The sequence below is a fragment of the Mesorhizobium sp. ORS 3428 genome (assembly GCF_001854785.1).
Lineage (GTDB): Bacteria > Pseudomonadota > Alphaproteobacteria > Rhizobiales > Rhizobiaceae > Mesorhizobium.
In genome coordinates this window covers 19,643-38,641 of sequence record NZ_MDFL01000128.1, presented here as the reverse complement: position 1 = coordinate 38,641, position 18,999 = coordinate 19,643, and the positions used below count along the sequence as shown (strand labels likewise).

Annotated in this window: 21 protein-coding genes; 11 read left to right on the top strand and 10 right to left on the bottom strand. The window is 64.8% G+C overall.

Annotation, left to right across the window (positions count from 1 at the left end):
• The first annotated feature begins 202 nt into the window (after positions 1-202).
• The 4 genes from sppA to ORS3428_RS21685 all read left to right on the top strand — a co-directional run bounded on the left by sppA (position 203) and on the right by ORS3428_RS21685 (position 2,907).
• Positions 203-1,156, top strand: coding sequence for a signal peptide peptidase SppA (sppA, locus tag ORS3428_RS21700; protein WP_071100351.1), 954 nt, complete (start codon positions 203-205; stop codon positions 1,154-1,156).
• A gap of 79 nt (positions 1,157-1,235) precedes the next feature.
• Positions 1,236-1,520: an integration host factor subunit beta gene (locus ORS3428_RS21695; protein WP_071100350.1), complete on the top strand. Its 285-nt coding sequence runs from the start codon at positions 1,236-1,238 to the stop codon at positions 1,518-1,520.
• 61 nt (positions 1,521-1,581) lie between these two features.
• Entirely contained in the window at positions 1,582-1,914 is a 333-nt protein-coding gene (locus tag ORS3428_RS21690; RefSeq protein ID WP_071100349.1) for a LapA family protein, read from the top strand.
• 27 nt (positions 1,915-1,941) lie between these two features.
• Positions 1,942-2,907: an ornithine cyclodeaminase family protein gene (locus tag ORS3428_RS21685; RefSeq protein ID WP_071100348.1), complete on the top strand. Its 966-nt coding sequence runs from the start codon at positions 1,942-1,944 to the stop codon at positions 2,905-2,907.
• A 92-nt stretch (positions 2,908-2,999) separates the two neighbouring features.
• On the opposite strand, the gene ORS3428_RS21680 is transcribed toward ORS3428_RS21685, so the two are convergent.
• Together ORS3428_RS21680 and ORS3428_RS21675 are read right to left on the bottom strand one after the other, a co-directional pair.
• The gene (locus ORS3428_RS21680; protein WP_071100347.1) at positions 3,000-3,368 is read right to left on the bottom strand and encodes a VOC family protein; all 369 of its coding nucleotides are present in this window, start codon (positions 3,366-3,368) and stop codon (positions 3,000-3,002) included.
• A gap of 70 nt (positions 3,369-3,438) precedes the next feature.
• On the bottom strand, positions 3,439-4,149 hold the full coding sequence (locus ORS3428_RS21675; RefSeq protein WP_071100346.1) for a helix-turn-helix transcriptional regulator: 711 nt from the start codon (positions 4,147-4,149) through the stop codon (positions 3,439-3,441).
• 124 nt (positions 4,150-4,273) lie between these two features.
• On the opposite strand from ORS3428_RS21675, the gene ORS3428_RS21670 reads away from it, so the two are divergent.
• From ORS3428_RS21670 to ORS3428_RS21645, 6 genes are all read left to right on the top strand, one after another.
• A complete protein-coding gene (locus tag ORS3428_RS21670; RefSeq protein ID WP_071100345.1) occupies positions 4,274-5,320 on the top strand; it encodes a class I SAM-dependent rRNA methyltransferase in 1,047 nt (348 codons plus the stop codon).
• A complete protein-coding gene (locus ORS3428_RS21665; protein WP_071100344.1) occupies positions 5,321-6,181 on the top strand; it encodes a TrmH family RNA methyltransferase in 861 nt (286 codons plus the stop codon).
• Between the two features lie 13 nt (positions 6,182-6,194).
• A complete protein-coding gene (gene lspA, locus ORS3428_RS21660) occupies positions 6,195-6,683 on the top strand; it encodes a signal peptidase II (RefSeq protein WP_071100343.1) in 489 nt (162 codons plus the stop codon).
• Positions 6,684-6,795: 112 nt separating this feature from the next.
• Positions 6,796-7,785, top strand: coding sequence for an acrylyl-CoA reductase (NADPH) (gene acuI, locus ORS3428_RS21655; RefSeq protein ID WP_071100342.1), 990 nt, complete (start codon positions 6,796-6,798; stop codon positions 7,783-7,785).
• Between the two features lie 87 nt (positions 7,786-7,872).
• On the top strand, positions 7,873-10,152 hold the full coding sequence (locus ORS3428_RS21650; protein ID WP_071100341.1) for a PAS domain-containing sensor histidine kinase: 2,280 nt from the start codon (positions 7,873-7,875) through the stop codon (positions 10,150-10,152).
• A gap of 197 nt (positions 10,153-10,349) precedes the next feature.
• Entirely contained in the window at positions 10,350-11,222 is an 873-nt protein-coding gene (locus ORS3428_RS21645) for a GNAT family N-acetyltransferase (protein WP_071100340.1), read from the top strand.
• A 105-nt stretch (positions 11,223-11,327) separates the two neighbouring features.
• Here the strand turns inward: ORS3428_RS21645 and ORS3428_RS21640 are convergent, their stop codons facing one another.
• Both ORS3428_RS21640 and grpE read right to left on the bottom strand, forming a co-directional pair.
• Positions 11,328-11,960 carry a trimeric intracellular cation channel family protein gene (locus ORS3428_RS21640; RefSeq protein ID WP_071100339.1) on the bottom strand — a complete coding sequence of 211 codons (633 nt, stop codon included), beginning with the start codon at positions 11,958-11,960 and terminating at the stop codon, positions 11,328-11,330.
• A 102-nt stretch (positions 11,961-12,062) separates the two neighbouring features.
• The gene (grpE, locus tag ORS3428_RS21635; protein ID WP_071100338.1) at positions 12,063-12,689 is read right to left on the bottom strand and encodes a nucleotide exchange factor GrpE; all 627 of its coding nucleotides are present in this window, start codon (positions 12,687-12,689) and stop codon (positions 12,063-12,065) included.
• A gap of 218 nt (positions 12,690-12,907) precedes the next feature.
• Between grpE and ORS3428_RS21630 the strand changes: the two genes are divergently transcribed.
• A complete protein-coding gene (locus ORS3428_RS21630) occupies positions 12,908-13,114 on the top strand; it encodes a hypothetical protein (RefSeq protein ID WP_071100337.1) in 207 nt (68 codons plus the stop codon).
• A gap of 49 nt (positions 13,115-13,163) precedes the next feature.
• On the opposite strand, the gene ORS3428_RS21625 is transcribed toward ORS3428_RS21630, so the two are convergent.
• The 6 genes from ORS3428_RS21625 to cysG form a co-directional block, all read right to left on the bottom strand.
• Positions 13,164-13,784, bottom strand: coding sequence for a DJ-1/PfpI family protein (locus ORS3428_RS21625; RefSeq protein WP_071100336.1), 621 nt, complete (start codon positions 13,782-13,784; stop codon positions 13,164-13,166).
• A gap of 235 nt (positions 13,785-14,019) precedes the next feature.
• Positions 14,020-14,553, bottom strand: a complete 534-nt coding sequence (locus ORS3428_RS21620; protein WP_071100335.1) for a DUF934 domain-containing protein — start codon at positions 14,551-14,553, stop codon at positions 14,020-14,022.
• A gap of 186 nt (positions 14,554-14,739) precedes the next feature.
• Complete coding sequence (locus tag ORS3428_RS21615) at positions 14,740-15,504, bottom strand: phosphoadenylyl-sulfate reductase (protein WP_071100334.1); 765 nt, start codon at positions 15,502-15,504, stop codon at positions 14,740-14,742.
• On the bottom strand, positions 15,479-17,149 hold the full coding sequence (locus ORS3428_RS21610; RefSeq protein WP_071100333.1) for a nitrite/sulfite reductase: 1,671 nt from the start codon (positions 17,147-17,149) through the stop codon (positions 15,479-15,481). Before ORS3428_RS21610 ends, ORS3428_RS21615 begins: the two co-directional genes overlap by 26 nt.
• A 43-nt stretch (positions 17,150-17,192) precedes the next feature.
• The gene (locus ORS3428_RS21605) at positions 17,193-17,498 is read right to left on the bottom strand and encodes a DUF2849 domain-containing protein (RefSeq protein WP_071100332.1); all 306 of its coding nucleotides are present in this window, start codon (positions 17,496-17,498) and stop codon (positions 17,193-17,195) included.
• The gene (gene cysG, locus ORS3428_RS21600) at positions 17,495-18,943 is read right to left on the bottom strand and encodes a siroheme synthase CysG (RefSeq protein WP_071100331.1); all 1,449 of its coding nucleotides are present in this window, start codon (positions 18,941-18,943) and stop codon (positions 17,495-17,497) included. The genes ORS3428_RS21605 and cysG overlap by 4 nt, the downstream gene beginning before the upstream one ends.
• Between the last annotated feature and the right edge of the window lie 56 nt (positions 18,944-18,999).

Sequence of the window (18,999 nt, the reverse complement as noted above, 5' to 3'; positions counted from 1 at the left end):
AAAATGTGACGGCTGCCACCGCACGACTAGGACGAATCCGGCCGAACTGCCACCCCTTCATAGCAGATAGGGACAGGCTGCGTTAATTTTTCGTGAGGCCGTGTTGAGCCGCCCTTGTTCGCGCCGGAGTTGTCAGGAAACGGTAGCCGCGCGCATATGCTTGCTTTAAAACCGTCCTTTCCCAGCGACTATGAGGCTGACAATGGCAACGAGAGCCGACGACATGATCGACCGCCGCCGCTTGCGCCGCAAGCTCACGTTCTGGCGCGTGGCTGCGTTTGTGGTTCTGGCGGCAGCGCTGATCGCCTTTTCGGCATGGCTCTATGGTGGCGAATTCACCGGCCAGGCGGTCGACCACATCGCCAAGGTCAAGATCGAAGGCACCATCACCGAAGACGAGGACCTGATCAAACGGCTCGAGACGATCCGCAAATCGCCGACCGTAAAGGGYGTCATCCTGTCGATCGATTCGCCCGGAGGCACCACGGTCGGCGGCGAGTCGATCTATGAGGAAGTGCGCAAGCTGGCCGGCGACAAGCCGGTGGTGGCCGAAATCGGCACGTTGGCGGCGTCCGCCGGCTACATGATCGCCAGCGCCGCCGATCATATCGTTGCCCGCAAGACCTCGATCGTCGGTTCGATCGGCGTGCTGATCCAGTATCCCGACGTCAGCGGCCTGATGGAGAAACTCGGCATCAAGCTCGAGGAAGTGAAATCCTCGCCGCTCAAGGCCGCGCCCTCGCCCTTCAAGCCTACCAATGACGACGAACGCGCCATGGTGCGCAAGCTCATCCTCGACAGTTATGACTGGTTTGTGGGCATTGTCGCCGAGCGGCGCAAAATGACGCATGAGCAGGCGCAGGCTCTGGCCGACGGTTCGATCTTCACCGGCCGCCAGGCGCTCGGCAATCRTCTGGTCGACGCCGTCGGCGGCGAGACCGAGGCGATCGACTGGCTGGCGAGCAAGGGCGTAGACAGCAAGCTCAGGGTCATCGAATGGGAGGACAAGGGCCGACGCGGCTTCCTGTTTTCGCGGAGCATGACCAAAGCCATCGCCAACGCCCTCGGTCTGCCCGATGCCGGCAGCGATGTCATCCACGAGCTTGGCGCGGACCGCTTGTTTCTTGACGGTCTCGTTTCGGTCTGGCACCCTTGACACGCTGTCGGGACGAGCCAAATAAAGCAATAAAATCATCCTGATAATTGACTGCAGTGGTTTTACGGGGAACGTTCTCATGATCAAATCTGAACTTGTGCAAATCATTGCCGCGCGCAACCCGCATCTTTTCCTGCGCGACGTCGAAAACATCGTTGGCGCGATCTTCGACGAGATCACCGACGCCCTTGCCGAAGGCAACAGGGTCRAGCTGCGYGGTTTCGGTGYCTTTTCGGTGAAAAACCGCCCTGCCCGCACCGGCCGCAACCCGCGCACCGGCGAGTCCGTCGAGGTCGAGGAGAAATGGGTGCCGTTCTTCAAGACCGGCAAGGAGTTGCGCGAAAGGCTGAACGGCAGCAAATAGGCGCTGCGCCGGCGCGTCGAAACGACGTCTCGGCGCTTGAGCCGCCTCTCACGGAGATCTGATGTTCAATCGCTTCATGCTCGTCGTGGTCTTCGTGCCGCTGGCCGTCATTCTGATCGCGCTTGCGGTCGCCAACCGGGGACCGGTCGCGTTCACGCTCGATCCGTTCCATCCAGGCAACCCGGCGCTGACGCTGACCTGGCCGCTCTTCATCTTCCTGTTCCTGGCGCTTGCCATCGGCATGGTCGTCGGCAGCATGGCGACCTGGGTGAAGCAGGGCCGCTACCGCAAGCTCGCGCGCCAGCGCGGCCTTGAGGCCGAGAGCCTGCGCCAGGCGGTGAACTGCGCGCCCGCGGCGCCAAAAGGACCGCCGCTGCCCAAGCCCTCGAACTGAGCGGCGCCTCGCAACACGGAGTTTTCCATGCTGACCATTTCGGCCGCCGAGGTCGATCATGCGCTGACCTTTCCCGGACTGGTCGAGACTCTGCGCACCGCCTTCCGCGACGGCGCCGTGCAGCCGGTACGCCACCATCATGCAGTCGAGCGGCCGGATGGCGCCGCCTCGACGCTGCTGCTGATGCCGGCCTGGACCGACTTCAACGCCGCCGGCAGCTCGGCGGGCGGCCATATCGGCGTCAAGATCGTCACCGTCTCGCCGGACAACAACGCCATCGGCAAGCCGGCGGTGATGGGCCTCTATCTGCTGCTCGACGGCGTGACCGGCGAGCCCGAGGCGCTGATCGACGGCCAGCGGCTGACGCAATGGCGTACCGCTTGCGCCTCGGCGCTCGCCGCAACCTACCTGGCCCGCAAGGACGCCTCCCGGCTGCTGGTGATCGGCGCCGGCGCGTTGTCTCCCTTCCTGGCCAAGGCGCATTCGGCGGTTCGGCCGATCAAGTCGATCCGCATCTGGAACCGCACGCCGGCCAACGCGGAAGAGGTCGCGGCGGCACTCAGCGCCGAAGGTCTCCCGGCCGAGGCCGCCGACGATCTTGAAGCTGAGCTTGGCGCGGCCGACATCATCTCCTCGGCAACGATCTCGGCCACGTCGCTGATCAAGGGCGCGCTGCTGAGGCCGGGCACCCATGTCGACCTGGTCGGCGGCTTCACGCCGGCCATGCGCGAAAGCGACGACGACGCGATTTCGCGCGCCCGCGTCTATGTCGATACCCGCGCCGGCGCGACCAAGGAGGCCGGCGACATTGTCCAGCCACTGGCTTCCGGCGTCCTGAAGCCCGAAGCGATCGTCGCCGACCTGCATGAGCTGGCACGCGGCGAAAAACAGGGCCGGCAGGCCGATAGCGAGATCACGCTGTTCAAGTCGGTCGGCGCCGCGCTCGAAGACCTCGCCGCCGGCATCGCCGTCTACAAGGCGCTCAAGGCGTAGGGGAGTAGGGAAACTCACACCCTACTGCCTACTGCCTACTGCCTACTGCCTACTGCCTACTGCCTACTGCCTACTGCCTACTGCCTGATCCTCTACTCATTCGGCCAGTAGACCCGAAGGCGATGATTGTCCGGGTCGAGCGCGACGAAGGTGCGGCCGAAATCCATGTCGGTCGGCGCCTGCAGGATTTTCAGGCCGCGTCCCTCCCAGTCCGCATGCGCGGCGTCGACCGCGGCCGCGTTCTCAACCGCAAGCACGAGCTCGCCGCCTCCGCCCGCCGCTGCGGCCGCCGGTTCTACGGTGTGCCGCGACCAGAGGCCCAGCTTGAAGCCGTTATCGAGCACGAACATGGCGAAGGTCGGCGAGGCCTCGGCAGGCCCGCGTCCGAGCAGCGCGACGTAAAAGGCGGTGCTCCGCTCAGGGCTGTCGACATAGAGGATGACGAAATTGGGGGTGGTCATGTCCGATCTCCAAGGTGTTTGAACCTCGATGACAGTACGCGACACCACTGTCAGATTCTGGCAGCAGCCGTCAGCCGGCGGGCTCCTTCGGAGCGTTTGGGTCCGGCTTGTCCAGCCTCGCCTTCCATTCCTTGAGCATTGCCTGGCGGCGCCGTGGATAGCGTATATCGGTGGCGGTGAGATGAGACATGCGATCGGCGCGGAAATGCCGGAAATCCTGGCGCGTCTCGCACCATGCCACCATCACCCGCACCTTATCGAAGAAGCCGAGCGCGAACGGCCACACCATGCGCTCCGAGGCGGCGCCGCCGGCATCGCGATAGAGGAAGCCGAGCTTGCGCTCATTGCGGATCGCTTGCCGCACCACGCCGAGATCGATCGCCTCGACGCCTTCCGAGCGCGGCCCGACAAGCAGCGTCGTGGCGTCGAGATCCTCGCGCAGATCATCCGGTAGCACCGCCGCGATCTTGGACAGTGCGTCCGTCGCGGCGGCGGCCAACCGCTTGTCCGGCTGTTTTGCCACCCAGCGCGAGCCGAGCACGATTGCCTCGATCTCCTCATCGGTGAACATCAGCGGCGGCAGCATGAAGCCGGGCTTCAGCAAATAGCCCAGGCCCGCCTCACCTTCGATCGGCGCGCCCTGCCCCTGCAGCGTGGCGATGTCGCGATAGAGCGTGCGGATCGAAACGCCCATCTCGCCAGCAAGCGTGCGGCCGCTCACCGGCCGGTGGTGGCGGCGCAGAATCTGGATCAGGTCCAACAGGCGTTCGGAGCGGGACATGACCGGAGATTTGCCTGTTTCTTCAAGGGAGGTCCATCGTATCGCGACAGAACGGCGCCGGACCATCTTGTTGCGAAGCCGGAGGGCCTATGCCAAAAGCGGCCTGCCGTTCAGGAGATTGTTCTTGAAGTCCTTTCGCGACCGAAACCGCGACAACCGCCCGCGCCAGCCGGCGAAACCCGACCGCGGCCAGCCGCCGCGCGGAACTGGCGCCGCGCCCGGCAACCGCCAGGAGCAGAAATCGGCGCCGCGTCCTCTTGTCCGCCGCGAGGGAACACTGCCCGCCGAGCGCCTGCCRCTGATCCTCGAAGTCGCGCCCAATGCCGACTATGCGCTGCTGGACAGCGGCGCCGGCGAGAAGCTGGAGCAGTACGGCCCCTACTGCATCGTGCGCCCCGAAGGCCAGGCGATCTGGCAGCGGGCGCTTGCCGCCAAGGAATGGGAGCGCGCCGACGCCATCTTCACCGGCGACACCGACGAGGAAGGCATGGGCCGCTGGCGCTTTCCCAAGGCGCCGCTCGGCGAGACCTGGCCGATGAAGCATAACGGCATCGACTATCTCGGCCGCTTCACCTCGTTCCGCCATGTCGGTGTCTTTCCCGAGCAGGCCTCGCACTGGGACCACATGGCCGGGCTGATCGCCGCGGCCAGGCGCCCGGTCAAGGTGCTGAACCTCTTCGGCTATACCGGCCTTGCCTCGCTGGTCGCGGCGCGCRCGGGCGCTGAGGTCACGCATGTCGACGCCTCGAAGAAGGCGATCGGCTGGGCGCGCGAGAACCAGGAAATGGCCGGCCTGTCCGACAAGCCGATCCGCTGGATCGTCGAGGACGCGGTGAAATTCGCCGAGCGCGAGGAGCGCCGCGGCAGCCGCTACGACATCGTCCTATTCGACCCGCCGGCCTATGGCCGCGGCCCGAAAGGCGAAGTCTGGCAATTGTTCGAGGACCTGCCGGGGCTGACCGAACTTTGCCGCTCGATCCTGACGCCGAAACCGCTTGCCGTGGTGCTCACCGCCTACTCGATCCGCGCCTCCTTCTTCGCCATCCACGCCTTGATGCGCGACACCTTCGCCGGCATGGGCGGCACGGTAGAGTCAGGCGAACTGATCATCCGCGAGAAATCCGCCGGCCGCGCGCTGTCGACCTCGCTGTTCTCGCGCTGGGTGGCCTGAATGGTCGCGCATGACGGACACCGGCCGGTCGGCCAGGTCAAGGAGGTCACCAGCCTCGCCAATCCGCTGGTCAAGGACATCAGGGCGCTGGCGCTGAAGAAATTTCGCGACCAGCAGAACGCCTTCATGGCCGAAGGCCTGAAGCTGGTCATCGACGCGCTCGATCTCGGCTGGTCGATCAGGACGCTGGTCTTCGCCAAGGCAGGGCGCGGCAATGCGCCGGTCGAAAAGGTCGCGGCGCGCACGGTCGCCGCCGGCGGCACCGTGCTCGAAGTTTCGGAAAAGGTTCTGGCGGCAATCACGCGCCGCGAAAACCCGCAAATGGTCGTCGGCGTCTTCGCGCAGCAAACCGTCCCGCTGAGGGACATCCGTGCAAAAGACGGCGATGTCTGGGTTGCGCTCGACCGCGTTMGCGACCCCGGCAATCTCGGCACCGTCATCCGCACCGTCGATGCGGTCGGCGCCAGGGGGGTCATCCTGGTCGGCGACACCACCGACCCGTTTTCACTGGAGACGGTGCGCGCCACCATGGGCTCGATCTTTGCCGTGCCGGTCGCCAAGGCCAGCCAGGACGCTTTCCTTGCCTGGCGGCGCGACTTTCCGGRCCTGGTCGCCGGCACGCACCTGAAGGGCGCGGTCGACTATCGCTCAGTCGACTTCTCCAGGAGCCCGGTGTTGCTCCTGATGGGCAATGAGCAGCAGGGCTTGCCGGACATCCTTGCCGAAAGCTGCGACAGGCTGCTCAGGATCCCGCAGGCCGGCCGCGCCGATTCCTTGAACCTCGCCGTCGCCACCGGCGTCATGCTCTTCGAGATCCGGCGCGGCGCGTTGAAGCTCGAGCCCGCCAACGACACGCGATGAGGACTGCGAAATCGTGAAATCCTGGTCCCCTTACGCTGTCCTGGTCGTTGTCGCCATTGCGCTTGACCAGTGGATCAAGCAGCTGGTCGATAGCGGACTCGCTTTCCAGGAGAAGGTCGATCTCCTGCCTTTCCTRGCGCTGTTTCGCACCTACAACACCGGCATCGCCTTCTCGATGTTCTCTTCCTTCGGCGACACCGGCCTCGTGGTCATCGCCGCGCTTGTCGTCGCCTTCGTGCTTTACCTCGCMGCGCGCACGCCACCCGGCTACGCCGTCGCCCGTATCGGCTTTGCCCTGATCATCGGCGGCGCTCTTGGCAATCTGATCGACCGCGCCATATACGGCCATGTCATCGACTACATCCTGTTCCACACGCCGGTCTGGTCCTTCGCTGTATTCAACCTTGCCGACGCCTTCATTTCCGTGGGCGCTGCATTGGTCGTCTTCGACGAACTGATCRGCTGGCGGCGCGAAAGCAGGCCTCAGGACCCAGGCAATTGACCTCGCACGGCCGCAGCCGCAAAGTCGTTTCGAAGCAAATTCCACGAAAAGTGTGAACGGTTTTCCGTCCGGAATTGCGTAAAAGCAGATAGCCAGAACCGAGGAGAAAGACGTGTCCGATACCTTCAAAGCCATCCTCGTTTCGCGCGACGCCGAGAAGAAGCAATCTGTCGAGGTCGTCGACCTCACTGAAGCCGACCTGATGGAGGGCGATGTCACCGTCGCCGTCGAGGCGACGACGGTGAACTACAAGGACGGGCTGGCCATCACCGGCAAGGCCCCGGTCGTGCGTCGCTGGCCGCTGGTGCCGGGCATCGATTTCGCCGGCACCGTCGTCTCCTCCTCCCATGCCGACTGGCGCGAGGGTGATCGTGTGATCCTCAACGGCTGGGGTGTCGGCGAGACGCATTACGGCGCCTATGCCGGGCGCGCCCGCGTCAACGGCGACTGGCTGGTGCCGCTGCCAGAGGGCATGAGCGCCCATGATGCGATGGCCGTCGGTACCGCCGGCTATACGGCGATGCTCGCCGTCATGGCGCTGGAGCGGCACGGCATCGTGCCGGATCGCGGACCGGTGGTGGTGACGGGCGCCGCCGGCGGTGTCGGCTCGATCGCGATATCGATCCTCTCCACCCTCGGCTACCATGTCATCGCTTCCACCGGGCGCAATGCCGAAAGCCCCTATCTGATCGACCTCGGGGCGGCCGAGGTGATCTCACGCGACGAGCTCAGCCAGCCGGCGAAGCCGATCGCCAAGGAGCGCTGGGCCGGCGGCATCGACTCGGTCGGCACGCACACGCTCGCCAATGTGCTTTCGATGACCTCCTATGGCGGCGCGWTCGCAGCCTGCGGGCTGGCCGGAGGCATGGACCTGCCCAGCAGCGTCGCCCCATTCATCCTGCGCGGCGTCTCGCTGCTCGGCATAGATTCCGTCCTGGCGCCGAAATCGGTTCGCCTCGAGGCATGGCGCCGCATCGGCAGTGACCTCGATCACAAGAAACTGTCGACCCYGTCGCGGTCGATCGGCTTCGACGGCATCATCGGCGCCGCACGCGACATCATCGACGGCAAGATCAGGGGCCGTGTCGTCGTCGATATGTAGGCCAAAACCACCCGAATCCGCGTGCAAGACTAAAATTCGAACGATCCGCCGCAATCTTCCATAACATCTGTCTGGCAGGTTTCCCGAATGTTCGCGGACTCCGGCTTCAGACAGCACAGCAAAGCTGCAGGCGGCGACGGGTTGGACCCGCGCGCGCCGAAGCGGCAGGTGCTTGTTACGCCGCCGCTGGTTCCGGCGTTGGAGGCGGACAGCCATGAGGGCCTGCCGTTCCTGATAGTCGTCGCAATTGCCGTGCTGGCCGGGCTGGCGCACCTCACTGGGGCGCCGAGCTTCATCACCGTCGGCCTGCTGGCGACCGGTCTCGGCGGCCTTGCCATGCATCTGCGCAACCGACGTGCCGAGCGCCGCACAGCGGCACTCATCGACGAGACCGCCGCCCGCAGCCGCGCCGAGATTGAGACGCTCRCCGACCGCATGTGGGAAATGCAGGAGAGCGAGGAGCGTTTTCGCGGCCTGATCGACGCGCTCGGCGATCTCGTCGTCCATCGCGACCGCGACGGCTACATCGTCTACGCCAACAAGGTGTTCGCCTCGCTCGTCGACACCGACCTGCGCGACCTCGCAGGCAAGACGCTTTCCGAGCTCGGCATAGAAGTGGGCATCGTGYCCGACGCCGCCTTTTCCGACCACGAATGCCTGAGCTCCACCGATGTCGCCATTCGCACGCCGAACGGGCCGCGCTGGTTCTCCTGGATCGAGCTCTCGGTACGCGACAAGGATACGGGCGCTGTTTCGCACCGGGCGATCGCCCGCGACATCACCGCCCGCAAGCGCGCTGAAACATCGCTGATCACCGCCCGCGAGCGGGCCGAATATGCAAGCCAGGCCAAGTCGCGTTTCCTCGCCACCGTCAGCCACGAGATCCGCACGCCGATGAACGGCATTATGGGCATGGCGAAGCTGCTTGCCGATACCGACCTTTCGCCGGAGCAGCGCACCTATGTCGGGGCCGTCTCAACATCGGCGAGCGCGCTGCTGGCGCTGATCGAGGACCTGCTCGACTATTCCAAGATCGAAGCCGGCCGCTTCGACCCCGAGCCGCAGCCGACATCACTGCGCGAGATCGCCGACAACGTCATCGAGCTTTTGGCGGCGAAGGCCTTCTCAAAGAACATCGGCCTCGGCTGTCATGTCGAGCCCGATGTGCCGCAGATGATCACTACCGACCCCGGCCGCGTGCGCCAGGTGCTGCTCAACCTCATCGGCAACGCCGTCAAGTTCACCGATGCGGGAGGCGTGTTGCTCACCGTGACGCGCGTCCGCAACGAAAATACCGACCGCATCTGCTTCACCGTCGCCGACACCGGTCCTGGCCTGCGCGAGGACGACATGGAGCGCATCTTCGAGGAGTTCGAGCAGTCCGACGGCACTTCGACCAGGGAGCATGGCGGCGCGGGTCTCGGCCTGGCCATCTCCAAGCGGCTGGTGATTGCCATGGGCGGCACGATCTCGGTTTCAAGCCGGCTCGGCGAAGGATCCGAATTCGTCTTCGACATTCCCGCGACCGCCGCCACCGAGCCGCCGCACCATCGCCAGAACATTCTAGCGGACCGGCATGCGGTGATCGTGTCCAAGAACGCGGTCGAGGCAGATGCCATCGCCCGCACCATCCGCGCCCATGGCGGYGCCGTCGAGATCGCCGAGACGCCCAGCCAGGCCGGTTCCTTTGCCGCCGGCTGCAATGTGGTTCTGGTCGATGCCGCGCTCGAAAACAGCGACGGCCGCCTGCTCAAGCGCCTGCGCCAGGGCGGCTTTGCCGACTGCCAGGCCATTACCCTGATCGCGCCCACCGACCGCGGCATGCTTGGCGAATTCCGCGCCAGCGGCTACGCGACATTCCTGGCCCGGCCGGTGCGCGGCGAAACGCTGCTGCGCGTGCTGTTGACGAGCCATGTGCCTGCGCCTGCCCAGCCGCAGCCCGAACCCCGCGGCGCCGTTCCGGCTCGCCGCCGCGACCAGGGCCTGTCCGTGCTGATCGCCGAGGACAATGACATCAATGCGATGCTCGCCCGCGCCACGCTTATCAAGGCCGGGCATCGCGTCAAGATCGTCGGCAACGGCAAGGCCGCGGTCGAAGCCGTCACCGAAGTCGGCCGCAAGCACCGCTTCGACGTGGTGCTGATGGACCTGCATATGCCGGTGATGGACGGGCTGGACGCGATCGCGGCCATCCGCCGCCATGAGGAAGCGCTTGCCGTGCCGCCGATCCCGATCATGGTCCTTTCGGCCGACAGCCAGGAAAAGACGCGCCACACCGTGCTTGCCCACGGCGCCAGCGGCTTCGTCACCAAGCCTCTCGACCCCGACGCGCTCGTCCAGGCCGTCGAGGCCCAGGTTGCGGCGTAACGAATTTTTTAGGCTTCCCGAACGCCTTGGATTGCTTGGCTTTCGTGGCCACAAGATAGCCGGTTGACGGTATTGCCCAGCCGACGAAGTATTGCCGGCCTCCTCGTATCACGGTACTGTCACAATCCTGTTGCACCTACACCGTATCCCCGTGCCAAGAGGGATGGCTCGAAGGAGAATCACTCGTGCATACAGTCATGCCGGAACGCGATACTCGGCCGAACGCCAGCGCTCTGCTCGCCGCGCGTCCCGCCGACGCTGTCGCAAGCGGCGCACCGTTGGGCCGTATCGGCAACCTTGAAGTGCGGCTCGCCCGCAACGAGGCCGAGATCGCCGCCGCCCAGGAAGTGCGCTACCGGGTTTTCTACGACGAGCTTGGCGCGAGGAAGGATTTGTTCCAGGCGCAGGACCGGCGCGATTCCGACCGCTTCGATCCGCTTTGYGACCATCTCCTGGTTCTTGACACGTCGCTTCCCGGTCCCGAGCACCGGCGCATCGTCGGCACCTACCGCCTGCTGCGGCAGGAGATCGCCACGGCCGCCGGGGGCTTCTATTCCGAGGGCGAGTTCGAGCTGACCAAGCTGGTTGCGCGCCATCCAGGCCAGCGTTTCCTTGAGCTCGGCCGTTCCTGCGTGCTGCCGGAATACCGCTCCAAGCGCACCATCGAGGCGCTCTGGCAAGGCATCTGGGCCTATATCAACCACTACGGCATCGGCGTGATGACCGGTTGCGCCTCCTTCCATGGCACCGTGCCGGCGGCGCATGCCGAGGCGCTCACCTATCTCGCCCATCACTGCCGCACCGACCAGGCCTGGGATGTGCGGGCGGTGGCCAGCCGCTATTGCTCGATGGACCTGATGCCGATCGAGGCGGTCAACGCCAAGGCGGCGATCGCCGCCATGCCGCCTCTGGTCAAAGGCTATCTGCGCGTCGGCGCCCGCATCGGCGACGGCTGCGTCATCGACCATGAATTTTCGACGGTCGACGTTTTCGTCGTCATGCCGGTCAAGGAAATCGGCGCCCGCTACGTCAACTATTATGGCGGTGAAGGCCAGCGCTTCGCGGCGTGAGTCTAGCGAATAGCGAATAGCGAATAGCGAATGAACTAAATGATGTTGGCTGGTTCACACCAGCCCTATTCGCTACTCCCTATTCGCTATTCGCTATTCGCTCCCTCACGGAATATCCTCCGGCCGCCGGCCGGGCCGGCTCTTATAGGCCGGAAACGACCAGCCGAATTTGAGCGCTCCGCCGCGCACCACGAAGGCGGCGGCGAAGCCGAGCAGGCTGGAGGCAAGCGCCGGCATGCCGACAATGTCGCAGAAGGTGAAGAGCGCCGCACCTGCAAGCGCCGCCGTGACATAGATTTCGGGTCTCAGCARCACGGAAGGCTCGCCGGCCAGCAGGTCGCGCAATATGCCGCCGAAGGTGGCGGTGAGCACGCCGGTGATGGCGGACACGACGGGCGAGCCGGTGATTGCCAGGCCTTTTGCAGCCCCCATCACCGCAAAAGCGGCGAGCCCGATGGCATCGAGCCAGAGCAGGAGCCTGTAGCGGGATTCGACGCGATGAGCGCTGAAGAAGACAAGCACCGCCACGACGGCGCAGATCAGCACATAGTCGCGATTGGCGACCCAGAACACCGGCACGTTGAGGATGACGTCACGCAAGGTTCCGCCGCCGATACCGGTGACGCTTGCCAGGAACAGGAAACCGATGATGTCGAGCTGCTTGCGCGAGGCGGCCAGCGCGCCCGTCGCCGCGAAGACGGCGACGCCGGCATAGTCGAGCAGCTCGATGGGATTCATGGCTGAGCGAATAGTGAATAGCGAATAGCTGTAAATATCACGAAGCGGTGCGGCCAGCACCGTCTTCCCTACTCGCTATTCCCTATTCGCTACTCGCTCTCCTCACGCATCCTTCTCGGCCTGCTCGTTCACCGGACCCGGCTCGACCTTCTCCTCCGCCTTCGGGCCAACCTTCGAGACGCCGACCATCGCAGGYCTCAGCACCCGCTCGCCGATCGAATAGCCGGGCTGCACCACCTGGACGACGGTGCCGGCTGGAACGTCGTTATTGGGCACCTCGAACATTGCCTGGTGGAAGTTCGGGTCGAACTTCTCGCCTTCGGGCGCAAGCTTCTTCACGCCGTGGCGCTCCAGCGCCGACAGCATGGCGCRCTCGGTAAGGTCGACGCCCTCGATCAGCGCCTTGAAGCCCGCATCGCCGGAAGCCTTGGCCTCGGCCGGAATGGCCTCCAGCGCCCGGCGCAGATTGTCCGACRCCGACAGCATGTCGCGCGCGAAATTGGCCACCGCGTAGGTGCGGGCGTCATGAACGTCGCGCGCGGTGCGGCGACGCAGATTCTCCATTTCGGCAGCTATGCGCAGCGCGCGGTCCTTCAGCTCCTCGTTTTCCTTCAGCAGCCGCACCAGCGCTTCGTAGTCGCCGTCGACGCCGCCTTCCGCCCGTTCGCCGGAAACCTTGGTGGCTTCGATTTCCTCGGGCGCGCGTTCGTCTTTTGCCTGGTCGCTCATCGCCGTTTCCCGTTATTCGGATTGGTTCGGATTTGCRCCCGATATCGAGGTTTGAAGGCCAAAAATCAAGGGGTAAGCACCGGCGGCGGCCATCCCCAGGTCGTGCCAGATTAATTCAAATTTTACCCTACCGAACGGCTTTGCTTGCCTCCAAGGGTCGGTGCGGGAACCATTGTCCCACCGCAGGAGTTTCGAAGCCGACACAGGATTTTGGGACGATGAAGCGTACCAGTGGCGAGAGGCGCGCCAAACTCGCCAACGATATCAGGCGACAACTTGGCACGGAAGCGACGAAGCGCTTTCTGCGCACGCTGCCGGCTTTTCGCTTGCAGAAAGAAATGCCCAAGCGGCTGACGGACCTGCTCGAGCGCCTGGAAGGGGCAGAGGCCGAGGCAGGCAAGTCGGGTGGCGAGCGGCGTCATTAGCCGCGTGCCACCCTGACAAGCAAGGCTCCTCGCGCGAGACGCGGGAAGGTTAGGCTGCCTTGCGCGCGTCGCGCATCAGCGCTTCGCCGTGGCGGATTTCAGTGCCGAGCACTTTCAGGCATTCCCGCATGAAAGCGGCAAGTCCTGGCCAGCCCTTGGCTGACACCAGATTGCCGTCGACATGCGCGCCCGTCGGCGGCACGTCGATATAGGTGCCGCCGGCCAGCGTCACTTCAGGCTCGCAATACTGCAGCGCCRCCACTTCCCTGCCGCGCACGACGCCTTCGACGGCGATCAGGATTTGAACTCCGTGGCAGATGGTGAAGATCGGCTTGCCGGCCTCATGGAAGTGCCTGACCAGCGCCTGCACGCGCTTGTCGATGCGGATATATTCCGGCCCCCGCCCGCCTGCCGCGTAGACAGCATCGTAGTCAGCCGGATTCACCTCGGCGAAGGTCTTGTTGAGGATGTAATCGTGGCCGAGCTTTTCGGTATAGGTCTGATGGCCCTCAAAATCGTGCAGCGAGGTTTTGAGCACATCGCCGRCTTTCTTGTCGGGGCAGACGACATGGACGCTGTGGCCGACCGCGTGCATGGCCTGCTCAAAGACGAAAATCTCGTATTCCTCGCTGAACTCGCCAACGAGCATCAAAATCTTCTTGCCTGTCATGCCGATTCCTCCCTTTGCTGGCTATTTATTTCGGAGCGCGAAATAATAACCCTATCCTAAGGGCAAGACGGCGGGAGGGGAAGTGCAAATCGCGCATGTGGTCTGACCAGATATGCAACGCCAAATCAACGGCGCTCACCACTGGCGTTTGCTGCGACACCACGCAATGGCAAAATCTGCAGCCTTGGTCGGACCAGGTTGCTCGAAACGGCTCTGATATAGGGAGCGGTGGCTGTCAGCCGGAACGCTTGCGCCGCCAGGAATATTTCGGCCCCTTGGCCTCCGGTTCCACGGAGGGCTGATAATAGAGCGGCAAGCCGCCGGTGCGTCCTTCCTCCAGCCGCTTCAAGAGCACCGGATTGGAGACCTCGAACTCGTCGAAGCMGAGCCTCAGCATATGCGGCAGCTGGTCGACCAGCACCTGCCCCGTGGCGCGGACCGCGCCCTTGAAGTTATGCCGGCTGCGCAGCAACTCGCCCTTGGAGAAGGAGYGGCCGTCATTGAACGCCGGGAAGGCCAGTGYCACAAGCGACAGCTGGTCGAGCAGGCCGAYGATCTTGTCGAGTTCGTCGCCCGGCTGCAGCAGCACGCCGAGGCGTTCCTTGGCCGATCTGCGGGTGTCGTCGTCGAGCCCGAGAAAGGCCTGCAGCGGCAGGATGAAGCGGCCATTGCCGGCAAGCGCCTCCGCACTCTCGGCGTGGCTCCAGTCGTCCTCGCGAAAACCCTTCGGGGTCCAGAGGCGGGTCGCCGATGTCGTCGATTCAGTCATCAAAGTTCCAAAGCCCAAAAGAATCCAAGGGTATGTCGCTATTCAGATGCGAGCCGCAGTAGTCGGGCTCAGTACGACCAAAATAGTGGCTTCCGAGAACCGGAGCGGAACGTACCTGAATACGTGAGCACCGGAAGCGCGGGGAGCCGCCATTGCAGGCCGGCCTCAGCTGGATATCGACATACCCTAAAGCGATGCGTCGGTCAGCGACTTTTCCAGCCCCGACAGGTGAATGCCGCACTCGGTCTTGGCGTGCCCTGCCCAGCGACCGCTGCGCGCATCCTCGCCTGGCTGTACCGGCTGCGTGCAGGGGAAGCAACCGATCGAAAGATAACCATAGGCGACCAGTGGATTTTCGCGCAGCACATGCGCGCGCATGTATTCGGCCTGATCCGACGTCGTCCAATGCGCGAGCGGATTGATGCGGATGCGCGAGCCGACCGCCTCGAAGACCGGCAGCGCCGCCCGCGTCGACGCCTGGAAGCGCTTGCGCCCGGTGAACCAGGCGCGGAACGGCTCGACGCCGCGCGCCAGCGGCTCGACCTTGCGCACGTTGCAGCAGGCGTCGGTGTCTGTCTCATGGAGCCTGCCGGTCGGATCGACCCGTTCGAGCGCAGCCTCGTCCGGCTTGATCACCCTGACATCGGTCAGCCCGAAATCGGCGATGAGGGCGTCGCGGTAACCCAGCGTTTCCTCGAAATGCTTGCCGGTGTCGAGGAAGATCACCGGCAGTGAACGGTCGATCTTGGCGATCATGTGCAAGAGCACCGCCGAATCCGCGCCGAAAGACGACACGGCGGCAACCTCGCCGCGGAAGAATTCGCTCGCCGAACGCTCGAGGATCTCGATCGGTTTCAGATGGCCGAGCAGCGCATCGAGCCCCGCCGCTTCCGCGGCAAGGCCGGCCTCGATGTCGCCGATCCGGTCAAGCGGCCTTGGTTTCGCCAGCATAGAGCGCCTCCTTGAACGGCGCGGGACCGACACGGCGGTAGGCGTCGATAAATCGTTCAGTGGGATCGAGCCGAAGGCCGAGATAGGTTTCGACGATTTGCTCGATGGCGTCGGTGATCTCTTCGGAAGAGAAGCCGCGGCCGATGATCTCGCCGATCGAGGTGTTCTCGTCGGCCGAGCCTCCGAGCGTCACCTGGTAGAGCTCGGTGCCCTTCTTCTCCACACCCAGGATGCCGATGTGGCCGACATGGTGGTGGCCGCAAGCATTGATGCATCCGGAGATCTTCAGCTTCAGTTCGCCGATCTCGCGCTGCCGCTCCAGCGAGGCGAAGCGGCGTGATATTTCCTGCGCCACCGGGATGGAGCGCGCCGTGGCCAGCGAGCAATAGTCGAGGCCGGGGCAGGAAATGATGTCGCTGACCARATTGGAATTGGCCGTGGCCAGCCCAATATCGACCAGCGCGYCGTAGACCGCCTTGAGGTCGGCACGCGCCACATGCGGCAGGATCAGGTTCTGCTCGTGGCTGACGCGCAGCTCGTCGAAAGCGTATTTTTCGGCGATGTCGGCGACGGCATCCATCTGGCTGTCGGTCACGTCGCCGGGCACCTCGCCGATGCCCTTCAGCGAGATCGTCACCGCGGCATAGTCGGGGTGGCGGTGCGTCACGACATTCTGGTCGAGCCATTCCGAGAAGCTCTTTGAATCGAGCCGCGCCTGCTTCACCACAGCGTCGCCTTCCGGCCGGTCGGGCAATGCCGGTGGCGCGAAATAGGCATTGATCGCCTGGATATCGGCCTCCGGCAGCTTCAGCTCGGCGTCCCTGAGCTGCTGCCATTCGGCTTCGATCTGGCGGGTGATTTCCTCCACGCCTGTCTCGTGGACGAGGATCTTGATGCGCGCCTTGAACTTGTTGTCGCGGCGGCCATAGAGGTTGTAAACGCGCAGGATCGCCGTGCAGTAGGACAACAGCTCCGCTTCCGGCAGGAAGTCGCGGATCTTCTTGGCGACCATCGGCGTGCGTCCCAGGCCGCCGCCGACATAGACGGCAAATCCCAGTTCACCGGCCGCGTTCTTCTTCAGGTGCAGTCCGATGTCATGCGCCTGGATGGCGGCGCGGTCGCGCTCGGCGCCCGTCACGGCGATCTTGAACTTGCGCGGCAGGTACGAAAACTCCGGATGCACCGAAGACCATTGGCGCAGGATTTCCGCATAGGGACGCGGATCGGCGACCTCGTCGGCGRCCGCACCCGCGAAATGATCGGCGGTGACGTTGCGGATGCAGTTGCCGCTGGTCTGGATGCAATGCATCTCGACGCTCGCAAGATCGGCAAGGATCGCCGGAACGTCGGCGAGCGCCGGCCAGTTGAACTGGAGGTTCTGGCGCGTGGTGAAATGGCCGTAGCCCTTGTCGTATTTGCGAGCGATGTGGCCGAGCATGCGCAACTGCCGGCTGTTCAGCGTGCCGTAGGGCACGGCGATGCGCAGCATGTAGGCATGCAGTTGCAGATAGACGCCGTTCATCAGCCTCAGCGGCCGGAACTGCTCCTCGGTGATCTCGCCGGCAAGCCGGCGCCGGACCTGGTCACTGAACTCGGCGACTCGGGCCTTTACGAAATCGTGGTCGAACTCGTCGTAACGGTACATGCTTCGTCTTTCCGGGCGCGTCCGCCCGTTGCCTTCCTGGAACTTATGCCGCCCGGGCCGCTTGCGGGCCCGCCTGCTTGCCGACATCGGTGCGGATGGTGGGCCCCGCGGCACGGATCTTCTCGCGCAACCGCACCGGCTCCACCACGCCGTTGACCACGGTGACGTCGATCAGGTTGACGTCGAGCACCTCGTTGTTGGCGGCAGCTGCGGCGCCGATTGCCTCCAGCCGATCTTCCCCCGCCTTGTCGTGGGCGAGCTCGGCATTGCCGACCGTCTCCGCCCAGCCGCCATTGGCGTACCAGACGGCAATGCCGTCGGAGAGCCGGTTAGCGGTCAGAACTTTCATTGTTCAACTCCTTCGGCCTTCGCGCTGGCCGTCTCAAAATGCCTGTTCGCCGCAAGCGGCTCGGACCGTTCGAAATTGGCACCGGCGACAGCGTCGCCGATGATCGTCATGACCGGGCCGGTGAGGTCGGCGCGTGCTTCCAGCGAGGGCAGATCGGCCAGCGTGCCGTGGAAACGGCGGCGGTTGCCGAGGCTGGCATTCTCGACGACGGCGACCGCCGTGTCCGGCGCGAGCCCGGCTTCGATCAGCCGGCCGGCGACCTCGGCCGCCACGGACCGGCCCATATAGACGGCGACGGTCGCGCCGGAGATGGCGAGCTTTGCCCAGTCGGGCAGCGAGTTGCCCTTGAGGTCGTGCCCGGTGGTGAACACCATCGAGGAGCTCACGCCGCGCAGCGTCAGTGGCAGTTCGAAATCGGCAGCGGCGGCGAAGGCCGCGGTTACGCCCGGAACCACCTCATAGGCGACGCCGGCCGCGCGCAGCGCCGCCATTTCCTCGCCCGCCCGGCCGAACACCAGTGGGTCACCGGACTTCAGCCGCACCACGCGCTTGCCGGCGCGGCCAAGCTCGATGAGCAGCGCGTTGATCTCTTCCTGGCTCTTCGAATGGCAGCCCTTGCGCTTGCCGACAGGCAGGCGCTCGGCATCGCGGCGGCCCATGGCGACGATCCCTTCCGGCACCAAAGCGTCGTAGACGATCGCATCCGCTTCCATGAGAAGCCGGTGCGCGCGCAACGTCAGAAGGTCCTCCGCGCCCGGACCGGCGCCGACCAGCGCGATGTGGCCCRCTACAGGCGCGTTTGCAGCCAGAAGGCGGCGAGCCGCATCATGCGCCCTGGCAAACTCTCCGGCTTCAACCGCCTTGGCYGGAGCGCCGGCGAAGAAATCGCTCCAGAAGCGGCGACGACGATTGCCTTTCGGCAGCTTCTCGGCGGCAGCACGGAACGAAGCCGCCAAGGCGGCCAGCCGGCCGAGCGATGGCGACAGCATGCGGTCGATGCGCGAACGCAGCATCTGCGCCAGGACAGGTCCGGCGCCCTCGGTGCCGATGGCGATAGCGACGGGCGCGCGGTTGACCAATGCCGGAGTGAAGAAGTCGCACAGCTCCGGCCGGTCCACGGCATTGACCGGGATGCCCAGCCGGCGCGCGTCCGCCGCGACACGGCGGTCGAGTGCCTCGTCGCCGCTGGCGGCAAACACCATGGTCGCGCCTTCGAGATGTGCGGAATCATAGGCGGCATCGACATGGGTAGCGCCGGCGCCTGTTATGAAATTCAGCAGCTCGGGATCGGCATCGGCGGCGATGATGCGCAGCGTTGCGCTTGACTGCGCAAGCAGCCTGGCCTTGGCAAGCGCCGCCTCGCCGTTGCCGACGATGGCCACAGCTTCGCCGTCGACCCGCATGAAGACGGGGAAGGCATTGAGCTTGGCGTTGGCTTGCGACATGGCGATAAGCAATACGAAAACAGTCTGGCAGTTTTATGCGGACGCGCCAAAAACCA

Coding starts and splice junctions, on each gene's coding strand:
- ORS3428_RS21690 (WP_071100349.1), top strand. CDS start 1,582: ATGTTCAATCGCTTCATGCTCGTCGTGGTCTTCGTGCCGCTGGCCGTC.
- ORS3428_RS21685 (WP_071100348.1), top strand. CDS start 1,942: ATGCTGACCATTTCGGCCGCCGAGGTCGATCATGCGCTGACCTTTCCC.
- ORS3428_RS21680 (WP_071100347.1), bottom strand. CDS start 3,368: ATGACCACCCCCAATTTCGTCATCCTCTATGTCGACAGCCCTGAGCGG.
- ORS3428_RS21675 (WP_071100346.1), bottom strand. CDS start 4,149: ATGTCCCGCTCCGAACGCCTGTTGGACCTGATCCAGATTCTGCGCCGC.
- ORS3428_RS21630 (WP_071100337.1), top strand. CDS start 12,908: ATGAAGCGTACCAGTGGCGAGAGGCGCGCCAAACTCGCCAACGATATC.
- ORS3428_RS21615 (WP_071100334.1), bottom strand. CDS start 15,504: ATGCTGGCGAAACCAAGGCCGCTTGACCGGATCGGCGACATCGAGGCC.
- ORS3428_RS21605 (WP_071100332.1), bottom strand. CDS start 17,498: ATGAAAGTTCTGACCGCTAACCGGCTCTCCGACGGCATTGCCGTCTGG.